Annotated in this window: 15 protein-coding genes; 3 read left to right on the top strand and 12 right to left on the bottom strand. The window is 63.1% G+C overall.

Features of this window, described 5'->3' with window-relative positions; genetic code table 11:
* Window positions 1-80 precede the first annotated feature (80 nt).
* The 4 genes from F758_RS0116745 to F758_RS0116730 form a co-directional block, all read right to left on the bottom strand.
* Window positions 81-824: a CoA-transferase gene (locus F758_RS0116745; RefSeq protein ID WP_024508942.1), complete on the bottom strand. Its 744-nt coding sequence runs from the start codon at window positions 822-824 to the stop codon at window positions 81-83.
* Window positions 824-1,630, bottom strand: a complete 807-nt coding sequence (locus tag F758_RS0116740; RefSeq protein ID WP_024508941.1) for a CoA transferase subunit A — start codon at window positions 1,628-1,630, stop codon at window positions 824-826. Before F758_RS0116740 ends, F758_RS0116745 begins: the two co-directional genes overlap by 1 nt.
* Window positions 1,631-1,750: 120 nt before the next feature.
* Window positions 1,751-2,977 (bottom strand): MFS transporter, encoded by a 1,227-nt coding sequence (locus F758_RS0116735; RefSeq protein ID WP_024508940.1) that lies wholly within the window; start codon window positions 2,975-2,977, stop codon window positions 1,751-1,753.
* Window positions 2,978-4,297 (bottom strand): tetratricopeptide repeat protein, encoded by a 1,320-nt coding sequence (locus tag F758_RS0116730; protein ID WP_024508939.1) that lies wholly within the window; start codon window positions 4,295-4,297, stop codon window positions 2,978-2,980.
* Window positions 4,298-4,453: 156 nt separating this feature from the next.
* On the opposite strand from F758_RS0116730, the gene F758_RS0116725 reads away from it, so the two are divergent.
* Window positions 4,454-5,269 (top strand): AraC family transcriptional regulator, encoded by an 816-nt coding sequence (locus F758_RS0116725; RefSeq protein WP_024508938.1) that lies wholly within the window; start codon window positions 4,454-4,456, stop codon window positions 5,267-5,269.
* A gap of 359 nt (window positions 5,270-5,628) precedes the next feature.
* Here the strand turns inward: F758_RS0116725 and F758_RS0116715 are convergent, their stop codons facing one another.
* The 4 genes from F758_RS0116715 to F758_RS0116700 all read right to left on the bottom strand — a co-directional run bounded on the left by F758_RS0116715 (window position 5,629) and on the right by F758_RS0116700 (window position 10,748).
* Window positions 5,629-6,981, bottom strand: coding sequence for a carbohydrate porin (locus F758_RS0116715; RefSeq protein ID WP_024508936.1), 1,353 nt, complete (start codon window positions 6,979-6,981; stop codon window positions 5,629-5,631).
* Window positions 6,982-7,132: 151 nt separating this feature from the next.
* Complete coding sequence (locus F758_RS0116710; RefSeq protein ID WP_024508935.1) at window positions 7,133-8,194, bottom strand: ABC transporter permease; 1,062 nt, start codon at window positions 8,192-8,194, stop codon at window positions 7,133-7,135.
* Window positions 8,191-9,717: a sugar ABC transporter ATP-binding protein gene (locus tag F758_RS0116705; RefSeq protein WP_024508934.1), complete on the bottom strand. Its 1,527-nt coding sequence runs from the start codon at window positions 9,715-9,717 to the stop codon at window positions 8,191-8,193. The genes F758_RS0116710 and F758_RS0116705 overlap by 4 nt, the downstream gene beginning before the upstream one ends.
* Window positions 9,718-9,782: 65 nt before the next feature.
* Window positions 9,783-10,748, bottom strand: coding sequence for a sugar-binding protein (locus F758_RS0116700; RefSeq protein ID WP_084305454.1), 966 nt, complete (start codon window positions 10,746-10,748; stop codon window positions 9,783-9,785).
* 266 nt (window positions 10,749-11,014) lie between these two features.
* On the opposite strand from F758_RS0116700, the gene F758_RS0116695 reads away from it, so the two are divergent.
* On the top strand, window positions 11,015-12,286 hold the full coding sequence (locus F758_RS0116695) for an ROK family protein (RefSeq protein WP_024508932.1): 1,272 nt from the start codon (window positions 11,015-11,017) through the stop codon (window positions 12,284-12,286).
* A 78-nt stretch (window positions 12,287-12,364) separates the two neighbouring features.
* Window positions 12,365-13,123 carry an SDR family NAD(P)-dependent oxidoreductase gene (locus F758_RS0116690; RefSeq protein ID WP_024508931.1) on the top strand — a complete coding sequence of 253 codons (759 nt, stop codon included), beginning with the start codon at window positions 12,365-12,367 and terminating at the stop codon, window positions 13,121-13,123.
* A 112-nt stretch (window positions 13,124-13,235) separates the two neighbouring features.
* Here the strand turns inward: F758_RS0116690 and F758_RS0116685 are convergent, their stop codons facing one another.
* The 4 genes from F758_RS0116685 to F758_RS0116670 form a co-directional block, all read right to left on the bottom strand.
* A complete protein-coding gene (locus F758_RS0116685) occupies window positions 13,236-14,750 on the bottom strand; it encodes a tripartite tricarboxylate transporter permease (RefSeq protein WP_024508930.1) in 1,515 nt (504 codons plus the stop codon).
* A 28-nt stretch (window positions 14,751-14,778) separates the two neighbouring features.
* Window positions 14,779-15,195 (bottom strand): tripartite tricarboxylate transporter TctB family protein, encoded by a 417-nt coding sequence (locus tag F758_RS0116680; protein WP_063614930.1) that lies wholly within the window; start codon window positions 15,193-15,195, stop codon window positions 14,779-14,781.
* Window positions 15,196-15,283: 88 nt separating this feature from the next.
* Window positions 15,284-17,050, bottom strand: a complete 1,767-nt coding sequence (locus tag F758_RS0116675) for a thiamine pyrophosphate-binding protein (protein WP_035722284.1) — start codon at window positions 17,048-17,050, stop codon at window positions 15,284-15,286.
* 49 nt (window positions 17,051-17,099) lie between these two features.
* Entirely contained in the window at window positions 17,100-18,074 is a 975-nt protein-coding gene (locus F758_RS0116670) for a tripartite tricarboxylate transporter substrate binding protein (protein WP_157450040.1), read from the bottom strand.
* Window positions 18,075-18,142 lie beyond the last annotated feature (68 nt).

The raw sequence follows: 18,142 nt of genomic DNA, 5'->3' as shown, positions 1-18,142 counted from the left end.
GTCCCTTCGTTTTCGAAGGGCGTTCCGGTTATCGATCCCGACCTGCGCGACGCAATAGGATCGCTTCATGTCGTCACTCATCAAGCCGCCTCCGGGAGAGATGCTGCGAATTGCGGGTACGTCTCCGCGAGTTCGGTCCTGATCTGGTTTCGCATGAGCGCGAGCGTCGCGGCGTCGGGTCCCGGGGTCTGAACCTCGCAACCATCGTTGTCGAAGGAAAACCCGGTCATCTCGCGGATCTCGTGCGCGCTGCGACCCGGATGCACGCTCTCCAGTCGAAACCGACCGACGTCGCGCTGGAAGGAAAATAGCGCGGCGCTGGTCAGCAGCGCATGGGGCCCGCCTCGTCTGTAAACTCCTTTCTCGCTGACGCCTGGAGCCGAGATGAAGTCGACTTGGTCGACCAATACGCGGGGACTGTGCTCTTCGCGGAACAGGATGACCCGCGGCACCAGGAAGTAGAGATAGGCCGATCCGTACGAGCCCGGCCATCGCACCTCTGAGTTCGGATAACCTCCTGCTCCCACGAGATTGACGTTGCCCTTCCCGTCGATCTGCCCGCCGCCCAGGAAGAAGGCATCGATCCGGCCCTGCGCCGCGCACTCGAACAACTCCTCAGAACCGCCAGTGAAGGAGTTGTGCCTGATGGATCCCAGGATCGAGACTTGCACGTCTTCCCGACCCTGCTTCTTATTCAGAGCTCGCCGAAGCATCGCACCCGCTGCCGGCATCGGCGACGACATACCGACAGCGACATGACGCGCCCCGGCCAGCAGGCGCGAGATCGTGTAGATGAGCAGCTCGCGGTTGGTGCATTCGAGCATCATGCCGCGCTCCTGGTGCCAGTCATGTAGGCCCGGAAGCCTTCTGGCGAACGCGCGGCACGGGCATAGTTCTCGACCTCGCGCGCATCCAGATCGTATTCGGTGTAGAGGCCGGTCGGCCAGGCCGCGTTCCTATATTCCGCCACCGCGGAGACGTACATCGCCGGAAGCACGCCGGCGGCCAGCTTCTCGTCGTCGAGCAGCGAGGTCTCCGAGATCCGCTCGACGGTGACGAAGGTCTTTTTCGACGCGTGCGCCAGCAGCATGATTTCGCGGCGTCGGCCGAGACGGACGTTGCCGAAGCGATCAGCTTCAGGCGCATGGATCAGCGAGATGTCGGGCTGGATGGCCGAGACCACCACGATCTTCTCGCTTTCATCGAACGGATTGGCCGTCACCTTCCAGTCCGGACGATTCTTCAGGAGGTCGCTTCCGATGATGCCGCGGATGGGCATGAACGGCACGCCCTTCGCCGCCGCCGTCAGGCCGGCGAAAACTGCGGGACATGTCCCATCAAGCATGCGGAGCTCGCCGTTGCGGATCGCGCGCGCGAAACAGGGAGCGCCGCCGGTCTCACCGAGGCTGATGGCGCTGGTCTCCAGGACGGCGACCGCACCGGCGCCGATCAGCATGTCGATCTGCATTCCGCCGATCGGCGTGCAAACGACGTGAAGGTCGCGAATTCCGCGTTCGATCAGAAGCCGGATCATGGCGGGGCACGATCCCGCACCGTCCGGAGCCAAGCCGAGTTTGATGCCGGAGGGGATCATCTGCACCATAGTTTCGGGCGATACGAAATCAGTCATGTTCCAGCTCCCGTTCGCGGCCCCATCGGCTGTCAGGCCTTCCGTCATCCAGGTCACTCGAGCGAACCGATCAGGTCCTCAGGCAATCCTAATCCTTCAGCTCGACCGAGAACATCCACATCAAGCCGTTGCATCGCCGCGAAGCGGTCGCGGAGCCGCCACCACCAAACCCGCGACGGCGAAGCTGAGAGGCAGGAACGAGAGCCACAACACCGCGTTCCAGCCATATGTGGAGAGGAGTTCTCCCGACAGGAACGAGCCGAAAGTCATCGTGCCGAACACGACGAAATCGTTCAGCGACTGGACGCGCGCTTTCTCTTCGGGTCGATGGCACTCGAGGACCATCGCGGAAGCTCCGACGAATCCGAAATTCCAACCCACGCCCAGCAGGATCAACGTCGCCCAGAAATGAGCGACTTCTATGCCGAGGAGGCCTACCACCGAAGAGGCGGCAGTGGCCAGCAGACCCGTGGCCACCACCTTCGATGCGCCGAACCGAGTGATCAACCTGCCCGTCCAGAAGCTCGGTCCATACATGGCGATCACGTGCCATTGCAGACCGAGATTGGCGGACTGCTGCGAAAGATTGCAGAACTTCATCGCGAGCGGCGCGGCCGTCATGAGGAAGTTCATCAGCAGATAGGAGACGGCACCGCAGGCGACCGCACCGATGAAACGCGGCTGGCGCGCGATGACTGAAAGAGGACGACCTCTGTTGGTCTCGGCCGCAGTCGGCATCGGCAGACGGACGCCGGCGAGAACCAGCAACGAGAGCGCTGCGACCGCGGCCTGTGCCAGATAGGTGGCCGCGAAGAGGTAGGGTTGCCAGAGATTCATCGTGTACGTGACGAGCTGCGGCCCGATCACGCCTGCGAAGACCCCGCCCGCCATCACCGCCGACAACGCCCGCGGTTGTCGCTCCGGTTCGGCACAATCTGCGGCAGCGAAGCGAAAGGACAGCACCACCGCGGCGTAGACACCGCCGACAAACGCCGCCCCACAGAACAACGCGAAGGAAGCGTACAGAACGGCCAGCGATCCGATCAAGCCCGCGAGGACGCCGCAGCCCGTGCCGATCATAAACGTCGCGCGTCGGCCGTAACGCTGCGCGATCGCTCCGGCCGGCAACGTGCAAACGGCCATTCCGACCACGAAGATCGAGATCGGGAGCGTCGCCAGCGCTTTCGTAGGTGCCAGCATGTCTCCGACCACGGCGCCGGTCGCGTAGATGACCGTCGAATTCGCGCCGGCCAACGCCTGCGCGATCGCGAGCCTCACAACGTTGCTGCGCTCGAAACGGAACGCCGGCGCAGCGGCCGCCACCTCCTGAACGACGAGTTGGGACATTCAAACCTCGATTTGGCGACGCCAGCGCGCATCGCGCTGCGAAGGACGGCGGTGTAGCCGGTGATCGAGCAGATCTTGCGCCTTTCTGGATTCGCCGCTTCGCATCAAGGCGAGCAGCAGCATGTCCTCGATGATTTCCCTCTGCGCGCCGCTGCCGCCGATGCGAGCAACGTCGCTAGCTGCGGGCTCCAGGATCCGGACGCATTCCGCATAGTGGCCTCTCGCGAACGCGACCGCCGCGTGGCAGATCGATGGTACGACCGGACCAGCCGGGAGAGTGCCATCCGCGACGCGTCGCGTATTCGCTTCGATGCGAAGGTGGGCTGCCGCGTCGTTTCCGGTCGCCGCGGCCAGCAGGCCCATGTGGACCTCAACGAACGCGAGTCCGGGTTTCGGAAACCGGGACTCGGCGTAACTTTCGACGTCCTCCCATAGGCCGGACGGCACTGCATGGCCGTAGGCCTGAAGTCTCCACAGCAGCGAGACGGTATCGCTCACGACGTTGATCGGTACACCGAGCGAGACCGAAGGCTGGACATGTTCGGAATAGATCGCCAGGGCATGCTGCGGATCGTCGCGCTCCAGTGCAGAGAGAGCCGCGTGCCACGCGAGATGGCCGTGAAGCAGCCCTGCCCGATCATAGCCCGGCAGCCAGTTCGCGAGCAGCGCTTCGGCTTCCTGCGTCGCTCCCTGTTCGAACATAGCATGCGAGACCGCGTGCGCGGCATTCGCGTTGGTGCGGCGCAGTTCGAGGCCGCGCTGCGCGAGGTCGCGACCTCGGCTGACCGACCCGTTCTCGGCGTGAGACCAGCCGCGATAGGTCAGAAACCACCAATCGTCTGCATCATATTGATTGGCCACTCGTTCGCAGAGGTCGACGCGCGCCCGATCATGGTCCGCCATTCCCGAAAAGGCGAACAGGCCGAAGGCTCCGAGCGGCAGAGAAAGGATCAGGACATCGCGCGGCCACTTGTCCAGGTGGGCGAGAGCGCTCTCCAACGCCTTGGCGGAGTGGCCGTTCACCGTGAGCGAGAGGGTGGACACGTGACTGATCTCCCGGGGCGAGCCGTTTCGCGCGACGATTTCCTCCGCGGTCGCGATCCTCGCGCGCGCTTCCGCGCGCTCAGCCCGGATCATGTGCAATCGCGCGAGGGCAGCGTGCGCCAGCGCGAAGTCATGATCGTGATTGATCGACTGCCGCAGCGCGTTCTCCGCTCCCGGCCAAGCCGATAGCAGGAGGTCGACGCCTTCACGGTAGCGGCTCGCCGCTTGCGGCGACTCTGTCGAAAGCTGGAGGCCGCGACTGTCGAACTCGGCCATGCTTCGCTCCTGATACGGGTTGAGGCAGATCGGTCGGGGCGCCGCGTAGGTCGTCAGTTGCCGCCAGCCCTCGGTTTCGATCGCTATCAGAGGAGAAGCAGGCTGTCTTTCGACGTTTTGCCAATTTATATAGAATATCAGCCAACGGGAGACGACATGACCTGGACACCGATATCGGCCCCGCCGGGCGTCTTGCCCCCGCGCCCTATCACTATGCGTGCCCAATCGATCCCTGCCCGGCACGAATTCCCGGAGCATGCGCATGACTGGCACCAGGTGGTCTACGCGATCGACGGAGTGCTGATGGTGACCGCGGAGAATCGTTCGTTCGTCATCTCGCCCGACCAGGCGGTCTGGCTACCGAACGGCATCCGCCATCGGGTGGGCTCACTGCTAGGCGCCGAGTTTCGTAGCCTTTGGATCGCCGTCGATGCAGGGCGGAATCTCCCCTCGGACCCTACGATGCTCGCGGTCTCTCCGCTGCTGAAGGAGTTGATCGTGGAAGCCGCCGCGATCGAAGGAAGCCAAGATGGCGACGGTTACCCGGACCGCATCGCGACCCTCATCCTCGATCAGCTACGCAGGGCTCAATCGCTGGCGGCGGGACTGCCTTGGCCGCGCGGCGAACGTCTGCTGCGGCTTTGCGAAGCGCTGTACATCGACCCTGCCGACACGCGCAGTTCGTACGAGTGGGCCAAGGCGCTAGGCATGTCCTCGCGCACGCTGACGCGCCAATTCGAAGCTGAGATGGGTTCGAGCCTACGATCCTGGCGGCGGAGGCTTCGGCTGCTCCGTGCGATCGAACTTTTGAGCAGCGGCACGTCGGTGACCGAGACTGCGATGCAACTGGGCTACGGGTCCACGTCAGCCTTCGTCTTCGCATTCCGGACGGAGATGGGATCCAGCCCCCACGCCTACATGCGAAAAACGACCGGCGGACATCGCGCCTCGCCATCTGCAAGGCTTCGCTAAAGGAACTCGCCTTGCCTTGTACCTGGGATGCCCCGGGTCGCGGAGTGCGAAGCCTTAGCGAAATCGAGATAAAGCAAGAACCCGATCGGCCTCGTGTTAAACGAGGGCAAGAACTTCTCCCCGCCGCAGCCCTTAGCTGCGTCGGCAGACAGAAGCTCCGCCAGAAAATACCCAATCGGCCTCGACCAGGATGCGCAAATGTCCGTGCGGCCCCTCGGCATCGAGGCGCCTGACCGGCAGAGTTCGCGCAAGTTGCTTGCGCTCTAGTGGGGCTTCTTCGCATGCCCGTATACGGGCATGCACACAGCTTTCGCGTCGGAGTCGCTCAATGTTTTGACCCGGACAAGCCTACCGCCGCATCAGAAGTGGACCTCGGTGCGCATACCAAGAACCCAGGCATTGTCGGTCTTCACGCCGTCCGCATTAAACCCGCGCCCGCCGGGATTGATCACATACTGGACGTCGAACTTGAGGTTCATCCAGCCGGTCGCCTGCCAACCGTACCAAGCTTCGAGCGGAATTTCGTTACCGCCCGCATTCGGGCTGAGGGCGGCCGTGTTCACGTGAGTCGTGCCCACCGCGACGCCGACTTCATCCTTCGGGCGCCAGGCGAATGTTCCGGTGTGCTTGAAGCCCAAGGCGATCTGGTAGTCCTGGAACGAGGTCCGGTGATCGGCGAAGGTCGAATTGAGGAAAGTGTACCAACCCTGCCCGTCGGGACCGTCGACGCTCAACCGCTGCAGGATCGACTCATAAATGCCGTAGCGCCCTCTTTGATCGCTCAGGTTTTGATCCGGAACACCACCGCCGACTGGGATGGTCGCAATGATACCCGGCAGGCCCCCATCAATAGTCGACTGACTGTCGTACCAGCCGCCCAATCTCCAGGTCCCGAACAGGTCACCGCTCGGGCTGTAGGTCAACTCCACCGGCACCAGCACACCCGAGACGGGTTTTGAGGAGGGGATGCCCGGCAAGAAGTAGATGGTGGGGTCTGTGGTCGTCAGATAATTCGGATTTGAGTCGTAGACACCGACCGAAATCTTCAATTCCTTCGTCAAGTTGTAATGGACGACACCGGCCCATTGGCTCACCGGCCAGTTATAGATGTAGCCACCCAGAATGTTGCCGGGCTGACCGCCGCAGAAGGTCAGGTTGATGAACTCGCACAGACCGAAGAAGAAGTCGGAGCCGACTGGCAGACGGCCGCCCTTGAGTTCAAGGCGGTCATCGAAGAGCTTCTGCGAATAGTAGAGTTCGGTCAGGCGCAGAATGTTGCCGCGGCCGAAAACTTCGTTGGTGAGCTGCAGGGCCGGAATGCCTGCCTCGGTATTCAGATTGTCGCCGAAGCGGTCAACCAGCGTGAGGCCGACTGTACCGCCCGGAATGCCGGCAAGCTTCCCCATGTCGAGCTTGGCCCCGAACCATAGCTGTCCAGCGTTGGCCGCGGTGTTCCTGTTTCCGCCCGACAGGTTGCCGACGGATTCATTACCCAGCGTCAGGCCCAGAGAGATGCCTTGCTCCTTCAGTTTGGTCCTGCCGAGATCGCCAAACAGATAGGGCCTTGTCCAAAAATCATCATCGACCGACACATATGGAACAGGCGGCGCTTTCGTCGAAAGATCGGCCGCATACGCTCCACCGCTCAACAAAGATGATAAAGCAATCCCTACGCTGCACACGCGTGCGGCGTTTATAGACCTGTGTAACATTTTTTCTGGTCCTCCCAGCGTCCCCAGGCTTTGTGTATTTCGCGTCACGTTCCCGCCCAAAGCCCCCGAGCCTGGAACGTGCTCTCTCCCCAGCGCACACCGATTTCAGCCGCTTAAGAAGCGGCCGTATGTCAACTGGAGGTTGGAGCTGTCATGCCTGATCACCCGTTTTCGCCGACAACGCAGTCGCGCTGCGCGGCGATGCGCTCTGCTTTCCTTGCACAAGTGTCGATCTCGGCGCCGTGCGGGCCAGGCCGGCCAGCGCCATCTTGCGCCGCCGACGGGTCTGCAATTGCTGATCCACCAGCACGCCGAGCAGAATCACCGTCCCCATCACCGCGAAGTTCAGGGAATTGGGGATGCCCAGGATGTTCACAAGGTTCTGCAGCACCTGCAGCAGCGCCGTCCCCAGCACGATACCGAGAATAGAGCCCTCGCCGCCACGCAGGCTGCACCCACCAAGGACGGCAGCCGCGATCGCGTAGAGCTCGTAGAAGTTGCCGAACGAGCTCGGAGAGACTGAGTTCGTGTAGAACACGAACAACACCGTCGAAACTCCGGCGAGTCCGCCACTGATGATGTAGGCGGTCGCGATCACCATATCTGTGCTGATGCCGGAGAAGCGCGCCGCTTCCTCGTTTTTGCCCACGGCATAGAGCCAGCGCCCGTAGACCGAGCGGTGCAGCAGCACGCCGAGGATCAGCGCAAGGATGATCAGGAGGATGAAGGTGTTCGGGATGCCCGCGATATTCCCGGAGGCGATGTTGCTCAGTGTCCCGGCCTCGTCACCGTAGCCGAAGCCGCGTGTCGAATCGCTCGTGTAGTAGCGGGCGGCGCCGCGATAGATCAGCAACCCGCACAGCGTCACGATGAAGGGCTGCATTTTCATGCGTGTGATCAGGAAACCCTGGATGCCCCCTAGCGCCAGCCCGCCCAGCAGCACCAGCAGCAGCGCGAAGGGCCAATAAATCTGATAAGTCGTCAGAAGGTCGACGAATACGACGCCGAGCAGCGCGAACATCGACCCGAGCGAAAGATCGATGCCTCCGGTGATGATCACGAGCCCCTCGCCCAGCGCGAACACGCCGAACAGGCCGATCAGATTGGCCATATTCAGCAAGTTCACGAACGATAGAAAGGCCGGATTGATCACGCCCGTGATGGCGGAGATCACCGCCAGCAGCAGGCACAGGCCGAGCTCTTTCTTCATCATGGCGCAGCGACTTCCATCGTTTCCAGCGCTTGGCCGATCGCTAGCCGCAGCACGTTGTATTCGCTGAACTGCTCGCGCTCCAGCACGCCGCTGACACTGCCTTCATGCATCACTGCCACCCGGTCGGAGACGCCGATGACCTCCTCCATGTCCGAGGAGATCATCACGATCGCGACGCCCTGGTCGGCGAGATCGCGCATCAGCGCGTAGATCTCGCTCTTGGCGCCGACATCGATGCCACGGGTCGGCTCGTCGAAGAACATCACGCGCGGCTGCATGGAAAGCCATTTACCCAGCACTACTTTTTGCTGGTTGCCGCCGGAGAGCGTCACGGCCTCCATGTCGATGCTGGGCGCCTTTATGGACAGGCTCCTGACCTGTTCCTTCGCAACCTTGCGCTCGGTCGCGCCGTTTATCAGCCACATCCGCGCATAATTCAGCAGGTTCGCGAGCGTCACGTTTTCCCGGATCGGCAATTCCAGCACTAGCCCGGATTTCTTACGGTCCTCCGGCACCAGATAGATCCCTTGCCTGATCGCGTCCCGCGGCGAGGCGAGACCGACCGGTGCGTTGTCGATCCTGATCTCGCCACCCAGCAGCGGATCAATGCCGAAGACCGCGCGAGCGAGGGAGGTGCGGCCGGCGCCCACAAGCCCTGCCAGGCCGAGGATCTCACCGCGCCGCACGGAGAGATTAATCTGCCGGTCAGGAAAGGCGGTGGTGACGAGGCCGACGATATCGCAGCCGCCCGGCTGCGGCGGCCGTTTCGGCGGCGTATACAGCGCCTTCAGGTCGCGGCCGATCATCAGCCGGATCATTGCGGCATGACTTAGCTGGTGCCGCGCCAACTCCCCCACTGTGCGCCCGTCGCGCAGCACCACGACGCGGTCAGCGCAGGTCATGATCTCGCCCAGCCGGTGAGAAATATAGATCACTGAGATGCCGTGCGCCTTCAGGTCGGCAATCACCTCCAGCAGCCGTTCAGTTTCCGAAATTGTCAGGCTGGAGGTCGGCTCGTCCATGATGATCACGCGGGCGTCGATCGAGAGCGCCTTGGCGATCTCCACCATCTGACGCTCCGCGATGGACAGGTTGTCGACCAGCGTGTCCGGCGTGAAATCGGCACCCAGCCGCTCCAGCAGGGGCGCCACGCGGGCGCGCATCTCCGCGCTGTCCACCAGTTTCAGCGGGCCGCCAGTAAGCTTCTCGCGGCCTATAAATACGTTGGCCGCTACGTCGAGATTCTCGAACAGGTTCAATTCCTGATGCACGAAGGCGATGCCGGCCCGCGTCGCCTCGCTCACCGTCAGCCGGGCGTGGTCGTTGCCGCCGATGCGGATCACGCCCTCGCTCGGCGCGATCACGCCGCCCAGCACGCGCATCAGCGTCGATTTGCCGGCGCCGTTCTCGCCGATCAGACCCAACACCTCGCCGCGGTTCACGCGCAGGCTGACATCGTCGAGAGCCCTGACACCGGGATAAGTCTTGCTGATCCCGGCAAGCTCCAGCAGCGTCTCCGCCATTCGTCGTTTCCCTCCCGCACAACGCCCGGCGGCCTATGGCAGCCGGGCGTTGAAGCGCACTGAAGTCACTTCTTCAGCAATTCCTTCAGATTTGCGGTGAACTCCGCGACGTTGGATTTGCTGATCACCTTGGTCGGCACGATCAGCTTGCTGTCCGCCGGGATCCACGACTTGTCGCCGTTCAGCGTTTTGATGATGTTGGTGGCAGAGAGATAGCCGAACTCATACGGCTGCTGCACGACCGTGGATTCGATCGTGCCGTCGGAAATGCCGCGCAGCGTGCGCTGGTCCTCGTCGAAACCGACGATCTTCACCTTGCCGGCCCTGCCCGCCGCCTTCACCGCGTCATAGATCAGCGGTGTCTCGTAGCTCCACAGGCCCGACAACAGCGCAATGTCGGGATATTTGACGAGCACGTTCTCCATGTTCGCCTTGGCCTTGGCGAAGTCCACCTGGTCGGTGAACACGTCGACCAGCTCGATCTTGGTGCCGGCAATCGCTTCCTTGATACCCTGCACCCGCTCGCGGGCGTTGTCGGCGTCCATCGTGCCGACAAACAGCGCGATCTTGCCGCCGTTCGGCAGCGCCTTCTTGATCTCCTCGCCCGCCTGCCGCCCGGCCGCGACGTTGTCGGTGCCGATATAGGCGAGACGATTGCTCTGGGGCGCGTCGCTATCCGTCGTGATCAGCACGGTCTTGGCCGCAACCTTGTTGAGTTCTTCAGTTGCGTGCGGCGCATCGTCTACAGAGATAGAGATGCCGGCGACGCCGCGCACCAACAGGTCGTCCAACTCGCGCCGCTGGCCTGCAGCGGTGCCTTCGTTGGTGACGATCAACTCGATATTGTATTCGGGGTGCTCCTTCTGCGCCTTCTCAAGTCCGCGGCCGGCGATGGTCCAGAAGTCGGCCGCGACATTGGTCACCAGCGCGATGGTCTTTTTCTGCTGCGCCTGCGCCACCCCCGCGGCCATGGCGAGCGCAGCTGCGCTCGCCAGCAGCGGCACGAACAATTTCTTCATTGAGCCCTTCATATGCACCTCCCTTTCGTCACCCCGGCCTGAGGGGGATTCACGCGCAGCGCTTTTTTGCGCCCTATTTTATTTTTGTCTCGAAGAAATTAGCGGAGAGACATACCCAGTCAAGGCTGTCCCCGCCCCCTTCTTCAAGCAGCAATAGTACACGAGGTATGACAATAGTAAATATCGGTACGATACGAGAGCCTTCATCTGTGCTTTTTCGATTACACCCAGCGTCATGTCCGTTGATTAATTTCACTGAATAAATTAAAGGGGGCGACATGAATGAGCAGCCGGAACCACCGAGACGTGCTTCAGGCGCGGCCCGCGGATCGAACCGCGGCCGACTCGTCGAAGTGCTGCGACGTCAAGGGCCATTGCCGCGCGTCGAGCTCGCACGTAGTACGGGGCTGAGCTTCCCGGCGATTTCGGCCATAACGTCGAGACTGATCGCGGAAGAGCTGCTGTGCGAGGCCGAAACCGAGACAGCAGCGGCGACCTCGTGGCCCGACGATACCGACGAGGAGGATGCGGACGCGCTGAATGGCCGCCGGCGTGGCAGGCCGGCGGTACTACTGACATTGAACCCTGAGTTTGGCCGCATCATTGCGGTATCGCTACGCATGAACCTGATCGAGACACTGATCGCGGATTTCAGTGGCTCTGGTTTGGCGCAATCGCGACTTGAACTCCCGACGCGCGCTCTGGATGCCGGCGCGTTGCGCGACCTCGTGACCGCGCAAATCGCTGCTATGCTTGACGCGACGGCCACGCCGCGCCATCGACTGTTGGGAATCGGGATTGCGCTGCAGGGCATCGTGAATGCCGAAACCGGCCAGCATCTGTGGAGTCCGGCGCTGTCGGTCACCGACATCGATCTGGCGAGGCCGATCCGTCAGGCCTTCGGGGTCGAGGTCGTAATGGCGAACGACGCTGTCGCAGTTGCGCTGGCCCTTGTAGCCGCGGAACCGGCACTGGCGCAGGGCCTCTCAGCCACGATCATGGTCGGCCACGGTGTCGGCATGGGTGTCGTTGTCGACGGTGAAGCGCGCTGGGGCGCCGGCAGCGAGATCGGCCATGTCAAGTTGGCGCCGGACGGTCCGCAATGCCGCTGCGGTCAGCGCGGCTGCATCGAGGCCTATCTCGCCGACTATGCGCTCTACCGCGACGCCCGAACCTTTCTCGACCTGCCGCCGGCGGTATCGCAACAGCCGTCCGAAGCGCAGATGGCTCTGCTGCGCGAGCGAGCACTGGGCGGCGATCCCCGTCTTGAGCACTTATTCCGGCAGGCAGGCCGCGCGCTTGCAGAGGCGGTCGCCGCAACGATATCGGTGCTGCGCCCACATCATGTCATCCTGGCGGGCCCCGGCCTGCAGACTTTTGAGATGATGCGCCACGCCTATGAGGAGCGGCTCGACCAGGCAGTGTTGCCGTGGCTGCTCCAGTCCACGGCGATCTACCTGCGTCCAAGCGAGTCGACGGCAATTCTCGACGGCATGGTGCGGCGGACGCTGCGGGTCGTCGACCGAAATCTCATGGAAACGACCGAGTGAACACTGGGAGCAGCGGCCCCTGTTTGAGCCGCAGCCACGCAACCGGCGCCGTTCAGGCGCCAGATTAAGAGGATGCCAATGCAAGGCGCCATCTATCCAAGCCTCAAGGACCGGACTGTACTGGTGACCGGCGGCGGTTCGGGCATCGGCGAAGCCATCGTCCGCCAGTTCGTCGACCAAGGCTCGCGGGTCGGTTTCATCGACATCGATGTGACGGCCTCACAGCAGCTATTGGCCAGCCTGCCGGCGCATGCCAGCGTGCATTTCGAGCACGCAGATGTGCGCGACATCGGCGCCCTGAGACGGGCGGTCGCGGGCGTCCGCGAGGCCTTCGGGCCGATCACCATCCTGGTCAATAACGCGGCCCGCGACGACCGTCACACGATCGAGGACGTCACGCCGGAATACTGGGACGAACGAATCGCCGTCAACCTGAAGCATCAGTTCTTTAGCGCCCAGGCGGTCGCGCCGGACATGATCCATGCAGGGGGCGGCTCGATCGTCAACATGGGCTCGGTGAGCTGGGTGATCGGCCAAGGCAACATGCCCTGCTACACCACCGCCAAGTCCGGGGTTCAGGGCCTAACCCGTGCGCTTGCCCGCGATCTTGGGCCGAACAACGTGCGGGTCAATTCCATCCTGCCCGGATGGATCATGACCCAGCGGCAGCAGGATCTGTGGTTGACGCCCGAAGGTGAGGCCGAACTCATGCGGCGCCAATGCCTCAAGCGCAAGCTCACGCCGGACGACATCGCGCGCGTCGTCCTCTTCTTCGCCGCGGACGACAGCGGCGCCTGCACCAACCAGAACTATATCGTCGATGGCGGCTGGGTCTAACCATAGCCGATGCCGGTCAGGTTCACTTCCAAATCACGCCGACACGCTTGTCCCGGCTCAATCACGTCGAGACGTGGATCTCCATCAAAGGACAATCGCTCAACGCAGCCATTCAATGTGAGGCGCGCACCGGCCGGGACGATGGCGGAAGGCGCAGGTAGCTGTAGAGCTGGAGCAGAATCAGGGCCGCGGAGGCCACGATGAATACGGCGCTGAGCGGCCGCTGCAGATAGATCATAAGATCGCCGCGCGACAGCACCATCGCCCTGCGGAAATTCTCCTCCAGCATGGGCCCCAGGACGAAGCCGAGCACGACGGGAGCTGCGGGAAAATCCAGCATCAGGAAGATCGCGCCGACGCAGCCGAAGGCCGCGACGAGGAGAATATCGAACACGTTGTTGTGCGTGCTGTAGACCCCGACCGCGATGAAGAACAGCGCCGACGGAAACAGAAAGCGATAGGGCAGACGCAATAGCCTCACCCAGATCCCGATAAGCGGCACGTTCAGGACGATCAACAACAAATTGCCAATCCAGAAGCTCGCGACCAATCCCCAGAAGACGTCGGGATGTTCGGTAATCAGCTGCGGCCCGGTGTTGATGCCCTTGATGATCAACGCACCGAGCAGCAGCGCCATCACGGGATCGCCGGGAATGCCGAGCGACATGGTCGGAATGAAATCGATCTGCGTTTTCGAATGGGCCGCCGCCTCGGGCGCGGCTACCCCTTCGATGGCTCCCTTACCGAATCGCTCCGGCGATTTCGCGATCTTGCGCTCCAACGCATAGGCGACGAAGGTTGTAATGGTCGGCCCGGTGCCGGGCATTGCACCGAAGATGGCGCCGACGCCGGTACCGCGCAGCATCGGCAGGACGGCGGCCTTCAGCTCACTGCGCGTCGGCATCATCTGCCGCATGGTGACGCGCGTCGTCGTGACCGCGACCTCCCCCCGGTTGACCGTGAGCAGGAAATCCGCGACGCCGAACAGCCCCAAGGAAAGCGCCGCGAGGTCGACGCCGTCGGCGAGATCCGGCAAGCCGAAAGTGTAGCGCTGGATGCCGGTGTTGACGTCGGTGCCGATTGCACCGAGGAAGAGCCCGAACAGTGTCATGGCGATGCCCTTGAGGGGTGATCCCCGCGACATGGTCGATCCGGCGAGCAGCCCGAGCAGCATCACCGCGCTAATCTCGGTCGGCCCGAACTTGAAGGCAACTGCCTCGAGCAATGGCGAGACGAACACCATTAGCGCAATCCCGACCGACGCAGCGAAGAATGACGCCATCATGGTGATGCCGAGCGCGGCGCCGCCGCGCCCGTTCAGCGTCATTGGATAGCCATCAATGCAGGTTACGGCATGCGGGGGATGGCTCGGCAGGTTGAGGAGGATGGCGCAGATGGCGCCGCCATACATCGATCCATAGAAGATCCCCGCGAGCATCAGGATCGCGGGTACCGCCGGGATCACATAGGTCAGCGGCAACAACATGGAGATGGTTGTCATCGCACCCATACCGGGCAGCACACCGATCAAATTGCCAAGCACCACGCCGATCACGACCCACATCAAGTTCGCCGGCTGCAGCGCGACACCAAAACCGTACCAGAGATCGGCTAGCGCCTGTTCCATCCCCTCCCCCCGACAATCAATCCGATACTCAACCCCAGGCGAACAGCGGAAGCTGCAGCTGCAGGCCGTAGCTGAAGACCAGAACCGCGGCAACGACGAGCCCCGCTGCCAACAGGGCCGCATCGCGCACCGAATTGGCCGTGCTTCCCAGCGCCGCGACGAAGACGGCGACGAAGGTCGCCGGCACCAAGCCACCATGATCAGCGATGATCGCAAAGGCGACGAGACCGCCGAGGATGCAGAGCCAAGCCCGCCAGTTGACGCGCATGACTTTGCGTTTTTCTTCCTCGCTCGGCCGCGCTGTAAGAGCGATCGCGAAGCCGACGAGGATCATCAGCACGCCGTAGAAGAACGGCATGTATCCTGGTCCCATTCGGGTTGCTGTGCCCATGCGGTAGGTCAGCCCCATGGCAGCCACGCCCGCCCCAATCAGGATCAGCAGCATGGCACCGATACGGTCCTTGCCGAGGCGCTGGATCAGAGACACAGAGCGGTGATGGCCCGCGATGCGATCGCTCATGACGTCGGCCCGCTCACGCAATCCGGTCGCCCTTCTTAACCTGCACAGTGCGGCTATCGACGCCCGGCAGCATCTTGGCGGGATCGCGCGTCACCACGACATCGATCACCGTTGGGCCGTTGCGGCGCACCAGCGCCTCCTTGAACGCAGGTGCAAGCTGGTCGGGACGTTCGACCCGGATGCCATGACAGCCCAGGGCCGCAGCGACATCGGCGTAGTTGGTCTCGCTCAGGTCGGAGGCGTGATAGGCACCGGGGCCGTACATCAGGTGCTGCAGCGCCTTCACATAGCCCGAGGCGGCGTTGTTGACGACGATGATCGTGAAATCGAGCGCAAGGCGGCGCGCCGTCTCCAATTCGCCGATCATCATGTTGAAGCCGCCGTCGCCGGTGAGCGCGAAGACCGGCCGCCCCGGCGCCGCCAGCGCCGCGCCGATCGCGCCCGGCAGGCCATAGCCGATCGAAGCCGAGCCGCGGTCCGGCACGAAGGCACGGCCGGGGCGCTTGGTATCGAACAAGAGCCCACCCCAATGAGCGGCGAACCCGCCGTCGGCGACGAGATAGCCATCGGCCGGCAGTGCCGCGTTGATCTCCGTCATCAGACGGGCGATGTCGACCGGACATTCATCGGAGTTGAGGCGCGCGCCGACCTTGCGACGCCAGTTCGCCATCCGCTCGGCGGCGTCGGCCGGCCGGCCAGCCCACCGGGCCTGCAGCCGCTCCTCCTCCGGCGCGAGCGCCGCCGACAGATCGGCGATGCCGAGCAGCACATCGCCCCACAGCCGCACGGTCGCCGGCACGGTGCGGTCGAATTCCTCGGCCACACAGTCGAGATGGATCAGGCGCTTGCCCGGCGCCGGCACCGTGTAGCGCTTGGTCGCGATCTCGCCGAGCTTGCAGCCGACCACCAGCAAGAGATCGGCCTCCTCGATGAGCTGATTGGCGAAGCGGTCATAGCGGCCGAACAGGCCGGCGTTGAGCGGATCGCTGCAGGGGATCGCGCCTTTGCCCGTCAGCGTATGCGCGACCGGCAGGTTGAAGGCACGGACGAACTCGGTGAGCTGCTCGGCCGCGCCGGACAGATGAACGCCACCGCCTGCGAGAATGACAGGCGCCCTCGCGGCGGCAATCAGCTCGGCGGCGCGGGCGATGCTCGCCCCATCAGGACGGGAGCGCAAGGCCGGCACGGCGCGATAGATGCTATCGCCATGGAAATCGGCGGCGCTGAAGGAATGCACGGCGTGGGAGATGTCCTCGGGAATATCCACCACCACCGGACCCGGCCGGCCCGACGTCGCCACCGCAAAGGCGCGGCGCATCAATTCGGGAATCCGCGCGACCTGCTCGACGCGGATCACCTCCTTGCACACCGGACGAAGCACGTCGGTCTGGCGACATTCCTGGGTCATGTTCTTCCAGGAGTGGTCGCGATGCGTATTGCCGACCAGGACCACCAGGGCCGTACCCGAATTGAGAGCCTCCATCAATCCCGTCACCAGATTGGTGGCACCGGGTCCCAGCGTGGCATCGGCGAGACCGACCCGGCCCGACACCTTGGCGTAGGCATCGGCCGCGAAGATGCCGGTGCGCTCGTCATTGATCAGATAGTGGGGCAGCCCGAAGCGCCTCGCCGCATCATAGAACGGCAGCAACTGAAACCCGCCCATGCCGAACATGGCGCCGCCATCGAAGGCCTGGATCATGCGGGCGATCGCCTCGCCGCCGGTGATTTCCAGGAAGCCGGTGTCCGACTCGGCCTTGATTTCAACATGCTGGTTCATGGTCTCGATCACTCCATTAGAGACAATTTGCGCGCTGGGTGGCAGGATTTCATTCGATGCTGGCCCCGGAGGCCTTGATGACCCCGGCCCATTTCGCGGTCTCGGACGCGATCAGCGCGGCGAGCGCTTCGGGCGTGCTGGGCGCGACATCGGCTCCGAGCTCGGCGAGTCGCGCCTTGATGGCGGGCCGATCGAGGATCTTGCGTACCTCTTCATTGAGGCGCGTGACGATCTCCTTCGGAGTTTTCGCCGGCGCCACCAGCGCAAACCAAGAGGTGACCTCGCAGCCCGGCAGGCCGTCCTCCGCCATGGTCGGGATGTCCGGTGCAGCCGCGGAGCGTTGCGCGCTCGTCACCGCGAGCGCCCGCAATTTGCCGCTTTTGATGTAGGGCAATGACGAGGACAGGTTGTCGAACATCGACTGGACTTGACCGCTGATCAGTTCGACCAGCGCCGGCGCGCTGCCCTTGTACGGCACATGCACCAGCTTCACCTGCGCGACCATATTGAACAATTCGCCACTGAGATGGACCGAGGAGCCAGTCCCGGAGGACGCGAAGTTGATCTGGCCCGGCTTGCTCTTTGCCAGCGCGATGAACTCCTTCAAGTTCGTCGCTGGCACGGCAGGATTGACCACCAGCACATTGGGCACTGTCGCGATCAGGCTAATGGGCGCTAAATCGGTAGCGAAATTAAAGGGCAGCTTCGGATAGAGGGTCGTGTTGATCGTGTTGGCGATGGTGCTCATAAAGATGGTGTGACCGTCTGACGCCGATCGCACCACTTGCTCCGATGCGATACTCCCGCCCGCACCCGGCCGATTCTCGATCACCACGGGCTGCCCCAGCGCCTCCGACAATTGCTGCCCTACCAGGCGCGCAACCAGGTCAGTCGAGCCACCGGCCGCATAACCGACCACCAGGTGAATGGGTTTCGAAGGATAGGTCTCGGCAAGGGAAGTCGGGCCCGACGCCCCCCACATCAGAATCGAGGCAACCATCGCCGCCAGCCACCTTAACCCCATTGCGCGTCCTCCCATCTTGATCTGATCCACAATGTGGACTATTCTTCTTCGCTCTCGCGGCGCGCCTT

Origin of the sequence: Bradyrhizobium sp. ARR65 (assembly GCF_000472385.1) — a bacterium.
GTDB lineage: Bacteria > Pseudomonadota > Alphaproteobacteria > Rhizobiales > Xanthobacteraceae > Bradyrhizobium.
The sequence above is the reverse complement of the archived record's forward strand: the minus strand, read 5'-3'. Positions and strand labels throughout refer to the sequence as shown.